Raw genomic sequence first — 21,659 nt, forward strand, 5'->3', positions numbered from 1 at the left:
GGTTTCCATGATTGTCATAAGTTTTGGAGGCACAAAGAATGAAACGGTTCAGCATCATATTTAGACAATTCATTCAATATTACATTTATTTTTTAATATTGTTAAGTATTTTGTATTTTATTAAATCTAATTCTTTTTTATTAGGCTTAATAATTGGGACACTTGGGTCTCTAATCAACACATACATTTTTGAGATATATCTTTCTAGGGCAAAACAACCAGATAATATACATATTTCTACAGGTAATGTATGGAGATACTTAGTCGCAATTATTGCATGTATAGTATGGGTTGTCTTTAAAGAGAATGTAAATATCATTGGTATAATGATAGGCCTTATGATTTCTTATGTATTAATCATTTTTCGCCCTCTCTTGCTAAAATAGTAAACTATATACAGAAAGAGGTGAGTACATGGATCACAAATCCCCACTCGTAAGTTGGAATGTGTTTGGATTTGATATTGTTTTCAACTTAGCAAGTATTATGATGCTTATTATTACTGCTATTATTGTTTTTATAATAGCTATTGTTTGTACGCGTAATCTTAAGAAAAGACCTAGTGGCAAACAAAACTTTATCGAATGGATTTTCGATTTTGTAAGAGGCATTATTGAGAGTAACATGGCTTGGAAAAAAGGTGGTCAATTTCACTTCTTGGCGGTAACATTAATTTTATTTATTTTTGTTGCCAATATGCTAGGTTTACCATTTGCAATTGTTACACATGATCATTATTTATGGTGGAAATCTCCAACTGCTGACGCGACTGTAACGTTGACGTTATCTACGATGATGATTTTATTAACACATTACTATGGTGTTAAAATGCGTGGAACAAAAGCATATGTTGGTAATTACTTTAAACCTTTCTGGCCATTAGCAATTATTAATGTCTTTGAAGAATTCTCTTCAACATTAACACTAGGTTTACGTCTTTACGGTAATATTTTTGCTGGTGAGTTACTATTATCACTATTAGCTGGCCTGTTTTTCCAAAACGGCTGGGGCTGGATAATTAGTATTCCTGGCTTAATTATATGGCAAGGATTCTCAATCTTTGTCGGTACAATCCAAGCATATATCTTTATTATGCTATCTATGGTTTACATGTCCCATAAAGTTGCGGACGCACATTAACATAAACAAACATTTTAGGAGGAATTATTAATATGGGTTTAATCGCAGCAGCAATTGCAATCGGTTTATCAGCATTAGGTGCTGGTATCGGTAACGGTCTTATTGTTTCTAGAACAGTTGAAGGTGTAGCACGTCAACCAGAAGCACGTGGTCAATTAATGAGTATTATGTTCATTGGTATTGGTTTAGTTGAAGCATTACCAATCATCGGCGTTGTTATCTCATTCATGACATTATTCAGATAAGAAATGTTCGAGGCGAAGTCTCTTTGATCTTCGCCATTCGTTTTATTTAGTGGCAAAGTGATGATTAATAATGAAAGGAGTGTCAAATGCCAGTGAACGCATTAACTAATTCATTTGTTTTAGGTGCAACTACAGGTGGCGTTGAATGGGGAACAACAATTGTTACAATTATTACATTTATAATCCTATTAGCGTTATTGAAAAAATTTGCTTGGGGTCCATTAAAAGAAGTAATGGATAAACGTGAACGCGATATCAATAGAGATATTGACGAAGCTGAAGAAGCAAAATTGAATGCACAAAAACTTGAAGAAGAAAATAAAAAGACACTTAAAGAAACACAAGATGAAGTTCATCATATTCTTGAAGATGCAAGAATTCAAGCACGTAAACAACATGAAGAAATTATTAAAGATGCACATGAACGTGCAAACGGTATGATTGAAACAGCACAAAGTGAAATCAACAGTGAAAAAGAACGCGCTCTTGCAGATATTAATAATCAAGTTTCTGAGTTATCTGTTTTAATAGCTTCTAAAGTTTTACAAAAAGAAATTTCAGAACAAGATCAAAAAGGTCTCGTTGATAAGTATCTTAAAGAGGCAGGCGATAAATAATGGCAGATGTAGCAAAAAAATATGCTAAAGCTTTATTTGATGTCTCTATAGATAAAGATCGATTAGATTTAATGTATGAAGAATTACAAGAAGTTAGTCATGCAACTTTAAATTACATTGATGATTTAAAAGCAATTGATTCAAATCCTAATCAGCCTGCTTCTGAACGACGTAAATTCGCAGGTATTGTATTTGGGGATGCGAACTATTACTTAAAAAATATGCTAATGATTTTAGCAAATAATCGTCATTTAGCGCTTATCCATTCTATCTTTAAAGAATTTAAACATTTGTATGACCATCATTATAATCAAGGTGATGCTTTGGTTGAATCTGTATATCAATTGAATGAAGAAGAATTATCTCGTATTGAAAGAGTAATTCTTAACAAAACTAAATTGTCTAAAGTACATATTACAACTAAAATAAATCCTAACTTAATTGGCGGTTTTAGAGCAAAAGTTGGGACTACTGTATTAGATGGCAGTATAAAAAATGATTTAGAACAAATAGAGCGTAAATTTAAAAGAGTTAATTAAAAAAGAGGAGTGACATAGATGGCCATCAAAGCTGAAGAAATCAGTGCATTACTTCGCTCACAAATTGAAAACTATGAGTCAGAAATGTCTGTTGATGATGTAGGTACCGTCCTTCAAATTGGTGATGGTATTGCATTAATTCACGGATTAAATGATTGTATGGCTGGTGAGCTTGTAGAGTTTTCAAATGGAGTGCTTGGTTTAGCACAAAACCTTGAAGAATCAAATGTGGGTGTCGTAATCTTAGGACCTTATAGTGAAATTAGAGAAGGCGACGAAGTTAAACGTACTGGCCGTATCATGGAAGTGCCAGTAGGTGAAGAACTTATCGGACGTGTTGTAAATCCACTTGGTCAACCAATTGATGGACAAGGTCCTATCAATTCAACTAAGACACGCCCTGTTGAGCAAAAAGCAACAGGTGTTATGGATCGTAAATCAGTTGATGAACCATTACAAACTGGTATTAAAGCGATTGACGCATTAGTACCAATTGGTCGTGGACAACGTGAGTTAATCATTGGTGATAGACAAACAGGTAAAACAACGATTGGTATTGATACAATTTTAAACCAAAAAGGTTTAGATACAATTTGTATTTATGTAGCTATTGGTCAAAAAGATTCAACAGTACGTGCAAACGTTGAAAAATTACGTCAAGCTGGTGCTTTAGACTACACAATTGTTGTATCTGCATCAGCAGCGGAACCAGCACCATTATTATACATTGCCCCTTATTCAGGAGTAACAATGGGTGAAGAGTTCATGTTTAATGGAAAAAATGTACTTGTTGTATATGATGATTTAACTAAACAAGCAGCAGCTTATCGTGAATTATCATTATTATTACGCAGACCTCCAGGTCGTGAAGCATATCCAGGGGACGTCTTCTACTTACACAGTAGATTGTTAGAAAGAGCAGCTAAATTAAGCGATGCATTAGGTGGCGGTTCAATTACAGCTTTACCTATCATTGAAACACAAGCTGGAGATATCTCTGCATATGTTCCAACTAACGTAATTTCAATTACTGACGGACAAATTTTCTTACAATCTGATTTATTCTTCTCAGGTGTACGACCTGCGATCAATGCCGGTCAGTCTGTATCACGTGTTGGTGGTTCAGCACAAATTAAAGCAATGAAAAAAGTTGCCGGTACATTACGTTTAGATTTAGCATCTTATCGTGAGTTAGAATCATTTGCACAATTTGGTTCTGATTTAGACGAATATACTGCTAGAAAATTAGAACGTGGTAAACGTACGGTTGAAGTTTTAAAACAAGATCAAAACAAACCACTTCCTGTTGAAAATCAAGTGTTAATTATTTATGCCTTAACAAAAGGTTATTTAGATGACATTCCTGTAGAAGACATTACACGTTTTGAAGATGAATTAAATAGTTGGTCTAAATCAAATGCTTCAGAATTATTAGGAGAAATCAGAGAAACTGGTAACCTTCCTGATGATGCTAAATTTGAATCAGCTATTAATGAATTTAAGAAAAGTTTTAGCAAGTCTGAATAACTAAACTTTAAATCAAAAAGGTGGTGAGATAATGGCTTCTCTTAAAGAGATAGATAGTCGTATTAAATCGACGAAAAAAATGAAACAGATTACTAAAGCGATGAACATGGTTTCAAGTTCTAAATTACGTCGAGCTGAAAAAAATACTAAGCAATTCGAACCTTATATGGAAAAAATGCAAGATGCGATAACTGCTATTGCAGGCGCAAGTAAAAATTCAAGTCATCCAATGTTAAGACCAAGACACATTCAACGTAGTGGTTACCTGGTTATTACAAGTGACAAAGGATTAGCGGGTGCTTATAGTTCGAATGTGCTTAAACGACTAGTCAATGACATTAAAGAAAAACATACAAATAGTGATGAATATAGCATTATTGTTTTAGGTCAATCCGGTGTTGATTTCCTTAAAAATAGAGGTTATGAAGTTGAAAGTTCACTTGTTGATGTACCTGATCAACCTTCATTTAAATCAATACAAGCTATCGCTAAGCATGCGATTGACTTATTCAGTGAAGAACATATTGATGAACTTAAGATTTATTATAGCCACTATGTTAGTGTTCTTGAAAATAAACCTTCTGTTAAACAAGTTCTACCATTATCTCAAGAAGATTCTAGTCAAGGCCAAGGTCAAATGTCGTCATATGAATTTGAACCAGATAAAGACTCAATCTTAAGAGTTATTCTTCCACAATACGTTGAAAGTTTAATCTATGGAACGATTCTTGATGCTAAGGCTAGTGAACATGCAGCACGTATGACTGCAATGAAAAATGCATCTGATAATGCAACTGAACTTATTGATGACTTATCATTACAATATAATAGAGCGAGACAAGCTGAAATCACTCAACAAATTACAGAAATTGTTGGTGGTTCTGCCGCACTTGAATAATATTTTAAAGGAGGAAACAACATGGGTAATGGCCGTGTAACTCAGGTTATGGGTCCTGTAATTGATGTTCGATTCGAACATAATGAAGTCCCTGAAATTAATAATGCCCTAATTATTGAAGTCCCTAAAAATGATGGCACATTCAAATTAACATTAGAAGTTGCATTGCAATTAGGTGATGATGTTGTTCGTACTATTGCAATGGATTCAACTGATGGTGTTCAACGTGGTATGCAAGTTGTGAATACTGGTAAAGATATTAGTGTTCCTGTAGGTGAAGAAACACTTGGACGTGTGTTTAACGTTTTAGGAGAAACAATAGATTTAAATGAAAAAATAGATAGTTCTGTTAGACGTGATCCAATTCATCGTCGTCAACCTAATTTTGATGAATTGTCTACTGAAGTAGAAATCCTTGAAACAGGTATCAAAGTTGTAGACTTATTAGCACCTTATATTAAGGGTGGTAAGATTGGTTTATTCGGTGGTGCCGGTGTAGGTAAAACTGTATTAATTCAAGAATTAATCAATAATATCGCTCAAGAACATGGTGGTATTTCTGTATTCGCTGGTGTAGGTGAACGTACTCGTGAAGGTAACGATTTATACTATGAAATGAGCGATAGTGGCGTTATCAATAAAACTGCCATGGTATTTGGACAAATGAATGAGCCACCAGGTGCGCGTATGCGTGTTGCTTTATCTGCATTGACAATGGCTGAATATTTCCGTGATGAACAAGGTCAAGATGTACTTTTATTCATTGACAATATTTTCCGCTTTACTCAAGCTGGTTCTGAAGTTTCAGCATTATTAGGACGTATGCCTTCAGCTGTAGGTTATCAACCAACATTAGCAACTGAAATGGGTCAATTACAAGAACGTATTACATCTACTAATAAAGGTTCAGTCACTTCAATTCAAGCAGTATTCGTTCCTGCCGATGACTATACTGACCCAGCACCAGCAACTGCGTTCGCGCATTTAGATGCAACAACAAACTTAGAACGTAAATTAACTGAAATGGGTATTTATCCTGCGGTAGACCCATTAGCTTCAACTTCTAGAGCTTTAGAACCATCTATTGTTGGACAAGAACATTATGAAGTTGCACGTGAAGTTCAATCTACATTACAAAAATACAGAGAATTACAAGATATCATTGCAATTTTAGGTATGGATGAATTATCTGAAGAAGATAAATTAACAGTAGAACGTGCGCGTAGAATTCAATTCTTCTTATCACAAAACTTCCATGTGGCTGAACAATTTACTGGTCAAAAAGGTTCTTATGTTCCAGTTAAAACAACTGTAGCGGACTTTAAAGATATCTTAAATGGTAAATATGATCATATTCCTGAGGATGCGTTCCGTTTAGTTGGAAGTATGGATGATGTTATTGCTAAAGCTAAAGATATGGGTGTTGAAGTTTAAACTAATTAGGAGGTAAAGATAATGAACACAGTAAATCTTGATATTGTCACTCCTAATGGTTCAGTCTACGAAAAAGATGATGTTGAACTCGTTGTATTTCAAACTACTGCGGGCGAAATAGGTATCATGAGTGGACATATTCCGACAGTTGCCGCATTAAAGATAGGCCATATTAAAGTTAAGTTTAAGAATGGTACTGAGTATATAGCTGTTAGTGGTGGCTTTGTTGAAATTAGACAACATAAAGTATCTGTCATTGTTCAAACAGCTGAAACAGCTAGTGAGATTGATGTAGAAAGAGCTAAGTTGGCTCGTCAAAGAGCTCAGTCTCATTTAGATGAAGAGGATAACAGTGACATTAACCGAGCTAAACGCGCATTAGCTAGAGCGGAAAACCGTCTGCGTGTAGCTGAATTAAAATAATGATTAAATTAAATGATGTGGGATAATATTTATGATGAATATATTATTTCAATTTAGTGAGAATGGTTAATGAAAAAGTAACAGATATTAAAATATTATTGGTTTAGTTAATTATTCTTAATATATTAAAAGAGTTTGAGACATTTAATGGTGTTTCAAGCTCTTTTTTTATTGTAAATAAAAGAACTTAGAATGATAATAACTTTAAATTTTTATTTTAGTTACTTTTATTAAATATCGTAACGTTCTTATGTATCATTATTAACTTTTTTAATGTACAATATATTACAGAAATCTTTAAGGAGAGAAAAGAATGGAATATGTTGGGCAATTTGCAATAATACATCTATTTTTACATGTAATATGTATATGTATTGCGTACTGGGCATTACATTCTCTCAGATTAGATCAATTTTTTAAAAAAGGATATTCAACACAACTACAAGTGTGTATGATTTTCTTAGCAATTTTAATGGGTACTGCAGTAAGTAACTTTATCGTGGATTTATTACAGTATTCTACACAAATTAAATATTTATTTTAAAAAATGAATTTCTACTAATTAACTAAAAATGTAGATATACTAATTAAATAAGTAATTCAAAATGGGAAATGTTATAAGAAATAGGAGTTTAATGTGGAGGATTAATATGGATAAGATAATTATAAATGGAGGCAATCGCCTTACTGGTGAAGTTCAAGTAGAAGGAGCTAAAAATGCTGTATTACCTGTCCTTACAGCATCGTTATTAGCGTCTGAAGGACAAAGTAAATTAACCAATGTGCCAGATTTAAGTGATGTTGTTACTATCAATAATGTTTTATCTACTTTAAATGCTAAAGTGGATTATGATAAAGAAAACAGATCAGTTACAGTTGATGCTTCTGCTACACTAAATGAAGAAGCGCCTTATGAATATGTGAGTAAAATGAGAGCAAGTGTGTTAGTAATGGGACCTTTATTAGCACGTTTAGGTCATGCAATCGTTGCATTACCAGGTGGCTGTGCAATTGGTGCTCGTCCAATTGAACAACATATCAAAGGTTTTGAAGCCTTAGGTGCAGAAATTCATTTAGAAAACGGAAATATATACGCAAGCACTAAAGAGGGATTGAAAGGTGCAAATATTCATCTAGATTTTCCAAGTGTAGGTGCAACTCAAAATATTATAATGGGTGCTTCTTTAGCACAAGGAAAAACAGTTATCGAAAATGTAGCTAAAGAACCTGAAATTGTAGATTTAGCTAATTATATCAATGAAATGGGTGGTAACGTTGTTGGTGCTGGTACAGATACCATTACTATCCATGGTGTTGAAAAATTAACGGGCGTTGAACATGCAATTATACCTGATCGTATTGAAGCAGGTACACTTATTATCGCAGCAGCAATTACAAGAGGAGATGTTTTTGTAAAAGGTGCTGTTAAAGAACATATGACAAGTTTAATTTATAAATTAGAAGAAATGGGAGTTAACCTCGATTTTAATGAGGAAGGTGTACATGTTACTACAAATGGTGAACTTCAACCTGTAGATATTAAAACACTGCCTCATCCAGGTTTCCCTACAGATATGCAATCACAAATGATGGCATTATTATTAACAGCTGAAGGCCATAAAGTGGTAACTGAAACAGTATTTGAAAATAGATTTATGCATGTTGCAGAATTTAGAAGAATGAATGCTAATATTAATGTAGAAGGTAGAAGTGCTAAAATAGAAGGTAAAAGTCAACTACAAGGTGCTCAAGTAAAAGCTACGGATTTAAGAGCAGCCGCAGCTCTTATTTTGGCTGGTTTAGTGGCAGAAGGTACAACTCAAGTGACAGAGCTTAAACACTTAGATCGTGGTTATGTTAATTTCCATGAGAAGTTAAAATCACTTGGTGCAGATATCAAAAGAGTCGATGACTAATTTTTAAATAGATTTGAGGTAATAGTTATGGAAACAATTTTTGATTATAATGAAATAAAAAAAATCATTCCTCATAGACAACCTTTTTTACTTATTGATCGTATTGTTGAATATGAAGAAGGAAAGCGTTGTGTAGGTTTAAAACAAGTTTCAGGAAACGAACCATTTTTCCAAGGACATTTTCCTGATTATGCAGTTATGCCTGGCGTTCTCATTACAGAAGCTTTGGCACAAACTGGAGCGGTAGCTATGTTAAATAGTGAAGAAAATAAAGGTAAAATTGCATTATTTGCTGGGATTGATAAATGTAGATTTAAAAAACAAGTGACACCTGGTGATACTTTAATGTTAGAAGTTGAAATTACAAAAATTAAAGGTCCTATTGGAAAAGGTACAGCAAAAGCTACTGTTGATGGACAACTTGCTTGTAGTTGTGAACTTACTTTTGCTATTCAAGATGCGTAATTAAAATAAGAGTAGTAGCGAAATCATTCGTTTCGTTACTACTCTATTTTTATCTTTCAAATTTTTCTTCTTTTAATTTCGGTTTAGATTGCATCATTCTGTTAAATGTAATTTTTAATTCTTCTCCTGATAATCCTTCATCAATAAGTTGTTCTAATAGTGTTTCTGCGTATACCTGACGATGTGTATAAATATGACAATCGAAAATAATTGATATTTTCTTTTCAAATAGAGAGATATGTTTTATTGTTGCATCAAACAATGCTGGATCGTTAGAAGGTCTAGTAATTACCACTCTGATATCTAATACTGTTTGTGATTCATAAAATTTTTGCATGATATCATAATGTGTATCTGAAATTACAATTTCTAGAAGCCAACCTGTACCACTATTCTCTTTATTTATAATAACACCATCATAAAGTTCAAATTCTGAAATCCTGTTATCATCGCTTACTATTTGGAATCGAACTGCTTTAAAAGTCTTCATAACATGTCTCCCATACTCTTAAACATTTTTAAATTATATGATTATTGTTTTTTTGTTAAATAAGTCGTCTCATATCTTAATATTTTTCTTAAATATATCAGATATTAATACTAAAAAGGGAAGAAATCTAAAAAAATAGCTTTTTGACGTTATATTCAATTCTATTTAATATAACGATATAAGGAGGTGACACATGTTAAATAAGATAGTAATCGTTGGTCGTATGACTAAAGATGCAAAAATTTATGATAATGAGGAGGTGAAAATCGCAACGTTTAGTGTGGCTACTGAACGTAATTATAAAGATGAAAATGATGAAATAGCGTGTGATTATATATTTTGTAAAGCATTTGGTAAGATGGCCAGCAACATTGAAAAATATACTTCTCAAGGATCTTTAGTAGGTATTACTGGCCAAATGCGTTCTCGTAAATATGAAAAGGAAAAACAAACTCACTTTGTCACAGAATTATATGTTGAAACAATTAAATTTATGTCCCCTAAATTAAATAATGAAAAACTCTCAGATAGCTCACTAAATACAGACACTTATCCATTTGATAATCTCGAATTAATGAATATAAAATAAAACTCTCTATTTTTAATACTCCAAACCTTTCCAATTAATATAAAATAAGTCTTTCAATTATACTCAAATATACTCAAGAGGTCGGTATAAATATTCCGACCTCTTTAACTATGTATAAGACATTAGATACAACTCATTCATTGAATGATAAAAAAGACAGTGTATTTTTCTGAAATATTACAAAGTAATTACAGTTGGTTCTTTTATTATATATCTAATAAACACTGCCATTAAAGTGTTTATAGTATATATATAAGAAAAATTATTTACAAATCTATGTAATTTTAATGTAAAATAAGTATATTTTTTTTATTTCACTGTAACCTGCTAAGCTTTTTTAGATGTTAGAGTAGTATCCGTAAAATATTTAAGAAAACAAATGACTTAGGAGGATTATACTATTATGAAAAAGACAATTATTGCATCTTCATTAGCAGTAGGCTTAGGATTAGTAGCAGGAAACGTAAGTCATGCTGATGCAAGTGAAAATCAAATTAATAAAGAAAAATTAGCTCAATTAGCGGAATCTAACGATCAATCATTAAATCAACATCCTATTCAAGAAGGAGCTTATAATTACCAATTTAATTTAAATGGTAAAACTTATCATTTTTGGTCAGATGGAACATATTTTAAATGGGAATATTATCCATCAAACGGTTCAACTGTAAATAGTGCTAATCAAAATGTAGCTTCAACTCAATCAGCACAAAATGTATCTTTCCAAAATAATAATTATAATCATATAAATCAATCAGCTTCAACTTCAAATGTAAGTCAACACTATGCAAATGAAGCTCAAACACAACAAGCACCAAAAACAACACAAACTAAACAAGCAACTCAAACACAACAAGCACCTGCTAATGCAACTACAAATCAACCTAAACAATCAACAAGTGGTTCATCTGTAAATGTAAATAGTCATTTACAACAAATCGCTCAACGCGAATCAGGTGGAGATATTCATGCCATCAACCCTTCTTCTGGTGCAGCAGGTAAATATCAATTCTTACAATCTACTTGGGATTCAGTAGCACCAGCACAATATAAAGGTGTATCACCAGCACAAGCACCTGAAAGTGTTCAAGATGCTGCGGCAGTAAAACTTTATAATACTGCAGGTCCATCTCAATGGGTTACAGCGTAAAACTTAATAAATAATTTACTAGTGCCTGAGACAATATGAGTTGTCTTAGGCATTTTTATATATATTGATAGTAATGACTGAATTTAGAAAGATTTCTGTACTATTCTTTATTTATTATATTTATAATAATAGTTGTATGAATTAAACTTATTTCAATGAATATCTTTTTTATTTGAATTATAACAATGGTTTTGTTATGGTTAAATTAAACTAAAGACTACTAGGGGAGCCATGGAACATGGCTGAGATGAAGCATTCAGACCCTTATAACCTGATTTGGTTAATGCCAACGTAGGAAAGTAGTAATACATATTCATTCATTCTATTTTTTTGAATATTGACTACATTTCTACGTTGAAATGTAGTTTTTTTATTTAAGGAGGAATAGTTAATGAGTTTTTCAGATGAATTAAAGCAAGCGTCAAAGCCAATTATTGAAGAGATTTATAATGATGGTTTTATTCAAGATTTATTAAAGGGAAAATTATCAAAACAAGCAGTACGCCAATACTTACGTGCTGATGCTTCTTATTTAAAAGAATTTACTAATTTATATGCTTTACTTATTCCTAAAGCACCTACTATGAAAGAAGTGAAATTCTTAGTAGAGCAAATTGAATTTATGTTAGACGGCGAAGTAGAAGCCCATGAAATTTTAGCGGACTATATTAATGAACCTTATGAAGAAATTGTAAAAGAAAAAGTGTGGCCACCTAGTGGAGATCATTACATTAAACATATGTATTATCATGCTTATACACACGAAAATGCTGCATACACTATAGCTGCAATGGCACCATGTCCTTACGTATATGAAGTGGTTGCTAAATGGGGATTAGAAGATTCAAATCTTAATAGAGATGCACTTACTGCTAAGTGGTTTGATTTTTATAGCACTGAAATGGCACCTTTAATTGAAGTATTTGACCGTTTGTTAAATGAACTTACAGAACATTGTACCGAACAGGAAAAAAGAGAAATTAAAGAAGCATTTTTACAAAGTACTGTACATGAACGTCACTTCTTTAATATGGCATACATTGATGAAGAATGGGATTTTGGAGGAGCAAATCATGAATAAACCTAAGATTGCGTTAACAATTGCTGGTACTGACCCTTCTGGTGGCGCAGGAGTTATGGCAGATTTAAAATCATTCCATGCTTGTGGCGTATATGGAATGGCTGCTATTACAAGTATTGTGGCTCAAAATACTAAAGGAGTTCAACATATCCATAATCTAGAAACTAGTTGGGTTAAAGAACAATTAGATAGCGTATTTGATGATGAATTACCTCACGCAATTAAGACTGGAATGATTGCTACACATGAAACGATGGAACTGATTCAAACGTATTTAAAAAATCATAGCAATATTCCCTATGTTATCGATCCAGTTATGCTAGCAAAAAGTGGTGATTCCTTAATGGATGATGAAACAAAAAAACATCTTCAGAAAACGCTCTTACCATTAGCGGATGTCGTGACTCCTAACATTCCAGAAGCTGAAGAAATTACTGGCTTGAAAATTGATACTGAAGATAATATTCGTAAAGCAGGTCATATATTTATAAATGAAATAGGAAGTAAAGGTGTAGTAATTAAAGGCGGTCATTCTGCTGATTTAAATAATGCTAAAGACTTTTTATTTACTAAAGATGATGTCTATACTTTTGAAGAGAAGCGATTTAATACGCCACATACTCATGGTACAGGTTGCACATTTTCAGCTGTTATCACAGCCGAACTAGCTAAAGGTAAAACAATTTATGAAGCTGTAAAAAAAGCTAAAAAATTTATTTCATTAAGTATTGAACATACACCTGAAATCGGTCAAGGACGCGGCCCGGTAAACCATTTTGCTTATATGAAGAAAGTAGGTTTAGACGATGAATAGTTTAGAAAAGATAAGACAAGAGAATCCACTAGTAGTCTGTTATACCAATGATGTGGTTAAAAACTTCACTGCGAATGGACTCTTGAGTATTGGTGCAAGTCCAGCAATGAGTGAAGCTCCAGAAGAAGCAGAAGAGTTCTATAAAGTAGCAGGGGCACTGCTTATAAATATTGGAACATTAACTAAAGCAAATGAAAAAGATATTTTAGAAATTGGAAAAATTGCTAATCAACAAGGTACACCCATTGTATTTGATCCAGTTGCTGTAGGCGCATCAACATATCGTAAACAATTCTGTGAAACTTTTCTTTCTGAAATAAATGTTTCTGTGATTAAAGGAAATGCATCTGAAATTCTTACTTTAGTAGATTCAAATACTACAATGAAAGGCACTGATGGGGAAACAGACTTAGATGTAGTGACAATTGCTAAAAAAGCTTATGAAAAATATCAAACAGCAATTGTTATTACAGGTAGAGAAGATGTTATTATTCAAGATAATCAAATTGTCAAACTATCAAATGGTTCTCCATTACTGGCAAAAATCACAGGCGCTGGTTGTTTATTAGGCGGTTTAGTTGCTGGATTTTTATTTAGAAATACACATCCATCATTACAAGTATTAGAAGAATCAGTAAGTTATTATAATATCGCTGCAGAGATTGCTGAAAAAAGTGAAAAGGTTAATGGACCTGGAACATTTTTATCTCAATTACTTGATGAAATGTATCAACTTAACTATGATACTTATAAACAATTTGTAAAACGTGAAGAGGTTTAAATATGTTTGATTCAAAAAGCTTACAAGTCTATTTTATATGTGGAACACAAGACATCATCGGTGATCAAAATATTAAAGATGTTTTAAAAGCAGCATTAGAATCAGGAATTACATTATTTCAATTTCGAGAAAAAGGGCCAAATGCTTTAGTAGGGGATGAAAAAGAAGCCTTAGCTAAGGAATTAAAAACACTTTGTCATGAGTATAAAGTACCTTTTCTAATTAATGATGATGTGGATTTAGCTGAAAAAATTGATGCAGATGGTATACATGTAGGTCAAGATGACGAAATAATTGCTTCTTTTGCTAATCGTTTTAAAAATAAAATTATAGGGTTAAGTGTAGGAAACGTAAAGGAATATCAACAATCAGATTTAGAACACGTAGATTATATAGGTGTAGGTCCAATGTATGAGACATCTTCAAAATCTGATGCAAGTGCCCCTGTAGGTCCTGAAATGATTGCAACATTAAAAAATATTAATCCAAGCTTACCTATGGTTGCTATAGGTGGTATTACTGAAGACAATTGTGAACCTATAGCTAAAGAAGGCGCTGATGGTGTGTCAGTTATTTCAGTCATTACACATAGTCAAAATATTGACAAGACTGTTAATAAATTAAAGCACTATTTCAAATAAATATCTCTTTTTTTCAGTTTTTGTTTTCTAGTACACCCTATCTATGATAAAATTATTTCTACGTGAATATATCAATAGAGGTGTAAAAATGAAGAAGAAAGCGCTACTACCTTTGTTATTAGGGGTAATGGTCTTTTTAGCTGGATGTGACTATTCCAAATCTAGTAATAGAAATGGATTTTTCTACAATACATTCGTTGAACCAATGGCTAAAATTCTACATTGGTTAGGCCATTCTGTTTTTCATGATGATTATGGTATTGCAATCATCGTTTTAGTATTAGTTATTCGTATTATCTTATTGCCTTTCATGCTATCAAACTATAAAAATAGCCATATGATGCGTGAAAAAATGAAAATTGCTAAACCTGAAGTAGAAGGTGTACAAGAAAAAGTGAAACGTGCACGTACTCAAGAAGAAAAAATGGCTGCTAATCAGGAAATGATGGAAGTTTATAAGAAATATGATATCAATCCTATGAAGAGTGCTTTAGGCTGCTTACCTGTTTTAATTCAAATGCCTATTGTTATGGGATTATATTTCGTATTGCGTTATCGTATTGGTGGCGGTATTACAGAACATCCACATTTCTTATGGTTTAATTTAGTACATCCTGATATTTGGATTACTATTATTGCCGGTGTGTTATACTTTATTCAAGCATGGGTGTCAAGTAAACAAATGCCTGAAGAACAACGTCAAATGACTTATATGATGATGATTGTTTCACCTATTATGATTATTTGGATTTCATTAAGTTCAGCTTCAGCACTAGGTTTATATTGGTCTGTCAGTGCGGCATTCTTAATTATTCAAACATTCTTTGCAAATAAACATTATGAAAAAGTTGCAAAACAAGAAATTGGACCTATGGTTGAGGCACATAAAGAAAATAATTCAAATAAAAAAGGTAAAAATACGCAAGTTGTTTCTAAAAATAATAAGAAGAAAAAATAATATAAGCATAATACGATAAAAAAGTAGGAAAAGATAGATGATCTTTTCCTACTTTTTTTATTCTTCTAAGTGCCACTCGCTATAAAATTGAGATAAAAATAGTTTCATAAATTGATGACGTTCTTCAGCTAGTTGAAATCCTGTTTGTGTATGCATTAATTTTTTTAATTTTAATAACTTATCATAGAAGTGTCTAATAGCAGAAGGAGGTAAATCAACCATATCTTTTTCTGAAGGAATTGAATGATAGGGAGATTCTGTCCACATCGGCTCATTGAAATGTCCAGAAAATTGAAACGTTCTTGCGATACCTATAGCACCAATAGCATCTAAGCGATCAGCATCTCTAACGATTTGTCCTTCGATTGGAAGTGTAACATCGTTATTTCTACCATTTCGATAACTCAAATGTTTGATAATAAAAATAATATTCTTTTGAACAGTATCATCCAATTCTATTTTTTTAAAAAATTGATGTAATTCGCTTAAAGCATGGTGTTTATCAGTCAATTTATCATCTATGACGTCATGCAATAGAGCTGACAATACTATTGTAAGAAAATCGCCTTGATGTTCTTGTTTGGCAATATATTTAGCTAATAATGTGACACGTTCAATATGTGCAATATCATGTCCAGAGTAATCATTTTTATGAAATTGGTACATATATTCTTTAGCTAATAATATTTGTTCTGCTTGATTCATAAACTACTCCTTTAAAAACATGTATTGAATGAGTTTAAAGAATTGGTGATAATAATTGAGATATGCCTTCTTTAAACTTAATCCAAGTACTACGTTGATTATATAATTCTTTAGTCAACTCATATGAGACCTTCATATCTTTAATAAATGCTTTTTTAAGTTGAAGAGAAATATCTTCGTCATAAATGAACGCATTCACTTCGAAATTTAATGTAAAACTACGATTATCCATATTTGCTGTACCTACAGTAGCGATTTCATCATCGACAATGAGTGTTTTTGAATGTAGAAATCCATTATTATATTGATAAATTTTAACACCTGCGTCTAATAAAGAAGCGGCATTTTTTAATGTAGCCCAATAAACAAAAGGATGATCGGGTTTACAAGGAATCATTAAATTAACTTCAACTCCACCTAAAGCGGCAATTTTTATGGCATCAATAAAAGCTTGATCAGGAATAAAATAAGGTGATTGAATATAAATAGAATGTTTTGCTGACATAATCATTTTTAAATAACCATATTTAATTTGTTCCCAGTCTTCATCAGGACCACTTGAAGCGATTTGAACACCAATCTCGCCGCCTGAATCTACATCAGGAAAATATCTATCTTCATATCTGATATTGTCACGTGTTGATTGTGAATTCCAATCTAAGATGAATCTTAATTCTAATGCATTGACAGAATCACCTTCAAGTCTTAAATGAGTATCTCTCCAATAACCAAATTTTTTATCTTTACCAAGGTATTCATCACCAACATTAAACCCCCCAACATAGCCAATCTTGCCATCTATAATTACAATTTTTCTATGATTACGGTTATTCATTCTTAAATTGATTAAGGGCAATTTGGAAGGGAAGAAGGCTTCTGCGTGTCCACCTTTGTCTTTAAACTGTTTCAAATCTTTCTTGCGTAATGTTCTTGAACCCATATCATCATATAACATTTTAACTTCTATACCATCTTCAAGTCTGTCTTCGAGTGCCTTTAAAATACGACGTCCAAGACCATCACTTTTGAAAATATAGTATTGAATATGTATATAATCTTTAGCATTCTGAATATCTTCAATTAATGCGTCAAATTTAGCATGACCATCTGTAAAGATTTTTATACTGTTATCAGTAGTTAAGAATGCAGCATTATTATAGAGTAACATGTGCACCATTTCTTTAAACTTAACAATTTGATGATTACCTTTAGAAAAATCATCTTTTTCAAGCGCATTTAATTGCTCATCAACTATCATAGCTAAACCTTTACGATCTTCTTTTTTTAATTTAAAAATATGTTTGCGTTGTATTTGACGCCCTAATAATAGATATAAAATAAATCCTACTATCGGTAGAAATACAAGAACTAAAAGCCACGCCCAAATGGAACCTGCACTACGACGTTCCATGAAGATAATGATAAATGCGAAAATCAAGTTTAATATAAAGGCAGTGATTAATATGATGTTAATAATTAAAGAAGAATATGAGAAAGATAATTGCACGATCTCTACCATATTAATTGAACCTCCTAAATCGTTTAAAATTAATGTACTAACAAATATTGTACCATGCACTATAATAAATGGTATGATTAATTTTTAAAATAAAAATGTATAATTGACGTAATAAAGAGGAGATTATACGATGATATAGAAGCTATTGAAAGGGTGAATTAGTTGGAAAATCAAAATCATGCCCATCATTCTGAGCAAGTTAAATTAAATTTAAAATCTCGATTAAATCGAATAGAAGGACAAGTTAAAGCAATTAATCGAATGATTGATGAAGACGTCTACTGTGATGATGTATTAACTCAGATAAGAGCAACACGTTCAGCACTTAATAGTGTTGCTACTAAGTTACTGGAACATCACATGAAAAGTTGTATTATGGAAAAAATAAATCAAGGTACTGAAGAAGAAGCAATGGAAGAACTACTAGTGACATTTCAAAAACTAGTGAAAGATTAGTTAGGAGATTGTAATATGTTAAACAGTAATATTGTATTTATAGATAACATTGAAACAGAAGAACAAGCACAAATGTTAAATGAACGTTTGTTAAATATGATTGGAGTACATACAGTATCAATCGATATAGAAAGAAATAAGGTTAATGTTGAATATGAAACACCTACTAATTTAAATAGTATTGAAAAAGAAATTTATGACGCTGGATTTAAAGTACTTTCATAATAAAAAGCTTTAGTGTAACTTAAATAATTTAAAATAATTTTCAAATATGGTAGTAAAGCATGACTAATTAGGGTAGTATATCATTGAAGGTCAAAAAACGAGGTGAGATACCATGAACAAATCAGATAAGTTACAAAATGTAGTCAAATTATTATCATCTTTAGGCGTCAATATCAAAAAAACAAAATCTCGTTTCGACATTATTAATACTTTGCCTACCACAAAAACCGTTACTCAAGAACTTAAATAATATGTGATTGAAAAAAGTCTGAGACATTATTAGTTGTCTCAGACTTTTTTATATGTTGGAGATACATTATCGAAGTGGAACGATAATGTCAAAATGAGTTTTGTCCCATTCTCTTTTATACTATTTTCATGTTATTAACTGAATTAAAATATATTTATCACTAAGCATCTTTGGACGCTGGCTTTTGATGGTAATAAATAGAAAGTATAACACCAATACCTAGCATTAAACTCCATAATGCGCTACCACCATAACTAATAAATGGTAGTGGTATACCTGTAATAGGTAAGAGTTGAATCGTCATACCGATATTTTGCAAAATATGGAAGACGAGTAAAGAAATATAACCAATTAAAAATACCTTATTAAATGATGAAGTTGTTTTTATAGCTAAACGGATAAGATGGAAAATTAAAGCTAGGAATATAAGAAGTAATATCACTGCTCCAATAAATCCAATTTCTTCTCCAATGACAGAAAAAATAAAATCGGTATGGTTTTCTGGAATGTATACTTCTCCGTGATTATAACCTTTACCAAATAATTGACCGGATCCTATAGCTTTTAACGATTCCGTTAAATGGTAGCCATCTCCATTACTATAAGCATAAGGATTTAACCATGAATTGATTCGACCCATTTGGTACATTTTGATATGTAACGTTTTCTCAATCAGAGAGGGTTTATATATAATGGCTAAAATAATGCTACTTCCTAATACTGCTACAGTAATAAAGATAGGAGCAAGAATGCGCCATGTAATACTACTCACTAGCATGATTCCAACAATAATGGCACACAGAACCAATGTAGTTCCTAAATCATTCTGAAGTAAAATTAATATCATAGGTACCAGGGATATGCCAATGATTTTAAAAAATAAGATTAAATCAGTACGAAAAGATTTATTAAATGTAAATCGATTATGATTAGAAACGATTTTAGCCAATGCAAGTATCAAAATAATCTTCATAAATTCTGAAGGTTGAATACTAATTGGACCAAAAGCATACCAACTTTTAGCGCCATTAATAATAGGCGTAATAGGTGTTTCAGGAATGATTAATAAACCTAGTAGTAAGATACAAAAGAAGATATACCATATATATGTATTATTTTTTATTTTTTTGGGAGAAAAAATCATCACAATAAGTGCTAGTATTGCTCCTAAAATATAATAGATAATTTGACGAATACCAAAATTGGCACTATATTGGCCGCCACCCATAGCAGAACTGATTGTAGTCACACTAATGATGGCTAAAATCATTATTAATGCTATAAGTATCCAGTCAATTTTTCGAAGCCAATGTGTTGTAGGCTGTTGACGGGATGAATATTTCATAAAAAACTCCTTAAATTCTATGGAATAGTATATATAGATTTTACATGACTTTATATGATTATGCTACAAAATATAGAAGATGATATAAAGTCGAAGCAGTTTAATCTAAAAAATAACAATTAACATGAATGGACTATTCTTTAAGAAATATACATATTTTTATTTATTGGTAAATGCAAAAAACACTGATACTGTGATAATATGGACATTTAGAAAGAATAATTTAAATTACATATCGTTAATGAAAAGTATAATTAACAATTTAAACTTAATACATTATAGTATTATAATTATGATGAGAGAAACAAAAGCGTAATTAAACTTCAATTTATAAATGGCTTTTGTCATTATTTTTCTCGATGGAGGATATAAAACATGGTAAAAGAAAATATTTGTATCGTATATGGTGGTAAAAGTGCTGAGCATGATGTATCAATTTTAACAGCACAAAATGTATTAAATGCGATTAATAAAGACAAGTATCTTGTAGATATTATATATATTACAAATGATGGTCAATGGAAGAAAAAAGAAAATATTACAAAAAATATTAAAACTGTTGAAGAATTACATTTAGAAGACATAAGTCCTGGAGAAATTACATTACTTTTAAAAGAAAATGGGGAAGGAAGTAAATATGATGCTATTTTCCCATTATTACATGGACCAAATGGTGAAGATGGTACCATTCAAGGTTTATTTGAAGTGCTAGATTTACCATATGTAGGAAATGGTGTATTAGCTGCATCAAGTTCGATGGATAAATTAGTAATGAAACAATTGTTTGAACATCGCGGTTTACCACAACTACCTTATATTAGTTTTTTAAGAAGTGAATATGAAAAATATGAAGGTAATATTATTAAACTCGTTAATGATAAATTAACATACCCAGTATTTGTAAAACCTGCTAACCTTGGATCTAGTGTGGGTATTAGTAAATGTAATAATGAAGATGAACTTAAAAAAGGGATTGAAGAAGCATTTCAATTTGATCGTAAGTTAGTGATTGAACAAGGTATTATTGCACGTGAAGTGGAAGTCGCAGTTTTAGGTAATGATTATCCTGAAACAACATGGCCTGGAGAAGTAATTAAAGATGTTCAATTTTATGACTATAAGTCAAAATATAAAGACGGTAAAATCAGTTTACAAATTCCAGCAGATTTAGATGAAGAGGTTCAAATGACGTTACGTAATATGGCATTAGAAGCATTTAAAGCTACAGATTGTTCTGGATTAGTACGTGCCGATTTCTTTGTGACGGAAGATAATCAAATCTACATTAATGAAACAAATGCGATGCCTGGTTTTACAGCATTTAGCATGTATCCAAGTTTATGGGAAAATATGGGATTATCATACTCTGATTTAATCACTAAACTAATTGATTTAGCTAAAGAACGTTACGAAGATAAAAAGAAAAATAAATATACTATCGATTAAGCGAG

At 31.7% G+C, this 21,659-nt stretch carries 27 protein-coding genes and 1 riboswitch; of the genes, 23 read left to right on the top strand and 4 right to left on the bottom strand.

Annotated elements, in window-relative coordinates:
- The first annotated feature begins 38 nt into the window (after positions 1–38).
- From NSU06_RS04010 to fabZ, 12 genes are all read left to right on the top strand, one after another.
- Positions 39–386 (top strand): ATP synthase subunit I, encoded by a 348-nt coding sequence (locus NSU06_RS04010; RefSeq protein WP_017175130.1) that lies wholly within the window; start codon positions 39–41, stop codon positions 384–386.
- A 28-nt stretch (positions 387–414) separates the two neighbouring features.
- On the top strand, positions 415–1,140 hold the full coding sequence (gene atpB, locus NSU06_RS04015; RefSeq protein ID WP_002448665.1) for a F0F1 ATP synthase subunit A: 726 nt from the start codon (positions 415–417) through the stop codon (positions 1,138–1,140).
- 32 nt (positions 1,141–1,172) lie between these two features.
- The gene (gene atpE, locus NSU06_RS04020) at positions 1,173–1,385 is read left to right on the top strand and encodes a F0F1 ATP synthase subunit C (protein WP_002448651.1); all 213 of its coding nucleotides are present in this window, start codon (positions 1,173–1,175) and stop codon (positions 1,383–1,385) included.
- Between the two features lie 86 nt (positions 1,386–1,471).
- On the top strand, positions 1,472–2,002 hold the full coding sequence (locus NSU06_RS04025) for a F0F1 ATP synthase subunit B (RefSeq protein ID WP_017175131.1): 531 nt from the start codon (positions 1,472–1,474) through the stop codon (positions 2,000–2,002).
- Positions 2,002–2,541, top strand: a complete 540-nt coding sequence (locus NSU06_RS04030) for a F0F1 ATP synthase subunit delta (RefSeq protein ID WP_017175132.1) — start codon at positions 2,002–2,004, stop codon at positions 2,539–2,541. Before NSU06_RS04025 ends, NSU06_RS04030 begins: the two co-directional genes overlap by 1 nt.
- Before the next feature lie 18 nt (positions 2,542–2,559).
- On the top strand, positions 2,560–4,068 hold the full coding sequence (gene atpA / locus NSU06_RS04035; protein ID WP_017175133.1) for a F0F1 ATP synthase subunit alpha: 1,509 nt from the start codon (positions 2,560–2,562) through the stop codon (positions 4,066–4,068).
- Between the two features lie 31 nt (positions 4,069–4,099).
- On the top strand, positions 4,100–4,966 hold the full coding sequence (atpG, locus tag NSU06_RS04040; protein WP_017175134.1) for an ATP synthase F1 subunit gamma: 867 nt from the start codon (positions 4,100–4,102) through the stop codon (positions 4,964–4,966).
- 21 nt (positions 4,967–4,987) lie between these two features.
- Positions 4,988–6,400, top strand: a complete 1,413-nt coding sequence (gene atpD / locus NSU06_RS04045) for a F0F1 ATP synthase subunit beta (protein ID WP_017175135.1) — start codon at positions 4,988–4,990, stop codon at positions 6,398–6,400.
- 21 nt (positions 6,401–6,421) lie between these two features.
- Positions 6,422–6,823 carry a F0F1 ATP synthase subunit epsilon gene (locus NSU06_RS04050; protein WP_002448708.1) on the top strand — a complete coding sequence of 134 codons (402 nt, stop codon included), beginning with the start codon at positions 6,422–6,424 and terminating at the stop codon, positions 6,821–6,823.
- Between the two features lie 313 nt (positions 6,824–7,136).
- On the top strand, positions 7,137–7,367 hold the full coding sequence (locus NSU06_RS04055) for a DUF1146 family protein (RefSeq protein ID WP_017175136.1): 231 nt from the start codon (positions 7,137–7,139) through the stop codon (positions 7,365–7,367).
- Positions 7,368–7,473: 106 nt separating this feature from the next.
- A complete protein-coding gene (gene murA, locus NSU06_RS04060; protein WP_049419939.1) occupies positions 7,474–8,739 on the top strand; it encodes a UDP-N-acetylglucosamine 1-carboxyvinyltransferase in 1,266 nt (421 codons plus the stop codon).
- 27 nt (positions 8,740–8,766) lie between these two features.
- Positions 8,767–9,204 carry a 3-hydroxyacyl-ACP dehydratase FabZ gene (fabZ, locus tag NSU06_RS04065; protein ID WP_002448673.1) on the top strand — a complete coding sequence of 146 codons (438 nt, stop codon included), beginning with the start codon at positions 8,767–8,769 and terminating at the stop codon, positions 9,202–9,204.
- A 49-nt stretch (positions 9,205–9,253) separates the two neighbouring features.
- Here fabZ and NSU06_RS04070 read toward each other — a convergent pair whose 3' ends face one another.
- A complete protein-coding gene (locus NSU06_RS04070) occupies positions 9,254–9,694 on the bottom strand; it encodes a YwpF-like family protein (RefSeq protein ID WP_049420261.1) in 441 nt (146 codons plus the stop codon).
- 193 nt (positions 9,695–9,887) lie between these two features.
- Here NSU06_RS04070 and NSU06_RS04075 point away from each other — a divergent pair, with 193 nt between their 5' ends.
- The 7 genes from NSU06_RS04075 (at position 9,888) to yidC (ending at position 15,708) form a co-directional block, all read left to right on the top strand.
- The gene (locus NSU06_RS04075; RefSeq protein WP_017175139.1) at positions 9,888–10,283 is read left to right on the top strand and encodes a single-stranded DNA-binding protein; all 396 of its coding nucleotides are present in this window, start codon (positions 9,888–9,890) and stop codon (positions 10,281–10,283) included.
- A gap of 403 nt (positions 10,284–10,686) precedes the next feature.
- On the top strand, positions 10,687–11,433 hold the full coding sequence (locus NSU06_RS04080; protein ID WP_017175140.1) for a transglycosylase family protein: 747 nt from the start codon (positions 10,687–10,689) through the stop codon (positions 11,431–11,433).
- A 212-nt stretch (positions 11,434–11,645) separates the two neighbouring features.
- Positions 11,646–11,748: riboswitch (TPP riboswitch) on the top strand.
- Positions 11,749–11,824: 76 nt separating this feature from the next.
- Complete coding sequence (tenA, locus tag NSU06_RS04085; protein ID WP_019835613.1) at positions 11,825–12,514, top strand: thiaminase II; 690 nt, start codon at positions 11,825–11,827, stop codon at positions 12,512–12,514.
- Positions 12,507–13,328 carry a bifunctional hydroxymethylpyrimidine kinase/phosphomethylpyrimidine kinase gene (gene thiD / locus NSU06_RS04090; protein WP_017175142.1) on the top strand — a complete coding sequence of 274 codons (822 nt, stop codon included), beginning with the start codon at positions 12,507–12,509 and terminating at the stop codon, positions 13,326–13,328. Before tenA ends, thiD begins: the two co-directional genes overlap by 8 nt.
- Complete coding sequence (gene thiM, locus NSU06_RS04095) at positions 13,321–14,109, top strand: hydroxyethylthiazole kinase (RefSeq protein WP_017175143.1); 789 nt, start codon at positions 13,321–13,323, stop codon at positions 14,107–14,109. The genes thiD and thiM overlap by 8 nt, the downstream gene beginning before the upstream one ends.
- Positions 14,110–14,111: 2 nt before the next feature.
- Entirely contained in the window at positions 14,112–14,750 is a 639-nt protein-coding gene (gene thiE / locus NSU06_RS04100; protein ID WP_048787784.1) for a thiamine phosphate synthase, read from the top strand.
- An 88-nt stretch (positions 14,751–14,838) separates the two neighbouring features.
- Positions 14,839–15,708, top strand: a complete 870-nt coding sequence (yidC, locus tag NSU06_RS04105) for a membrane protein insertase YidC (RefSeq protein WP_002455066.1) — start codon at positions 14,839–14,841, stop codon at positions 15,706–15,708.
- A gap of 57 nt (positions 15,709–15,765) precedes the next feature.
- On the opposite strand, the gene NSU06_RS04110 is transcribed toward yidC, so the two are convergent.
- Both NSU06_RS04110 and cls read right to left on the bottom strand, forming a co-directional pair.
- Positions 15,766–16,413 (bottom strand): HD domain-containing protein, encoded by a 648-nt coding sequence (locus tag NSU06_RS04110; RefSeq protein ID WP_002448635.1) that lies wholly within the window; start codon positions 16,411–16,413, stop codon positions 15,766–15,768.
- Positions 16,414–16,447: 34 nt separating this feature from the next.
- Positions 16,448–17,932, bottom strand: a complete 1,485-nt coding sequence (gene cls, locus NSU06_RS04115) for a cardiolipin synthase (RefSeq protein WP_017174787.1) — start codon at positions 17,930–17,932, stop codon at positions 16,448–16,450.
- Between the two features lie 162 nt (positions 17,933–18,094).
- On the opposite strand from cls, the gene csoR reads away from it, so the two are divergent.
- The 3 genes from csoR to NSU06_RS04130 all read left to right on the top strand — a co-directional run bounded on the left by csoR (position 18,095) and on the right by NSU06_RS04130 (position 18,863).
- Positions 18,095–18,388 (top strand): copper-sensing transcriptional repressor CsoR, encoded by a 294-nt coding sequence (gene csoR / locus NSU06_RS04120; protein WP_002437530.1) that lies wholly within the window; start codon positions 18,095–18,097, stop codon positions 18,386–18,388.
- Between the two features lie 15 nt (positions 18,389–18,403).
- Entirely contained in the window at positions 18,404–18,613 is a 210-nt protein-coding gene (gene csoZ / locus NSU06_RS04125) for a putative copper chaperone CsoZ (RefSeq protein ID WP_048787783.1), read from the top strand.
- Between the two features lie 112 nt (positions 18,614–18,725).
- Positions 18,726–18,863 carry an Lmo0850 family protein gene (locus tag NSU06_RS04130; protein ID WP_002437525.1) on the top strand — a complete coding sequence of 46 codons (138 nt, stop codon included), beginning with the start codon at positions 18,726–18,728 and terminating at the stop codon, positions 18,861–18,863.
- A 160-nt stretch (positions 18,864–19,023) separates the two neighbouring features.
- On the opposite strand, the gene NSU06_RS04135 is transcribed toward NSU06_RS04130, so the two are convergent.
- Positions 19,024–20,208: an FtsW/RodA/SpoVE family cell cycle protein gene (locus NSU06_RS04135; protein ID WP_048787782.1), complete on the bottom strand. Its 1,185-nt coding sequence runs from the start codon at positions 20,206–20,208 to the stop codon at positions 19,024–19,026.
- A 375-nt stretch (positions 20,209–20,583) separates the two neighbouring features.
- On the opposite strand from NSU06_RS04135, the gene NSU06_RS04140 reads away from it, so the two are divergent.
- On the top strand, positions 20,584–21,654 hold the full coding sequence (locus NSU06_RS04140; protein WP_017174790.1) for a D-alanine--D-alanine ligase: 1,071 nt from the start codon (positions 20,584–20,586) through the stop codon (positions 21,652–21,654).
- Positions 21,655–21,659 lie beyond the last annotated feature (5 nt).

It is taken from the genome of Staphylococcus sp. FSL W8-1270 (genome assembly GCF_038007165.1).
Lineage (GTDB): Bacteria > Bacillota > Bacilli > Staphylococcales > Staphylococcaceae > Staphylococcus > Staphylococcus hominis.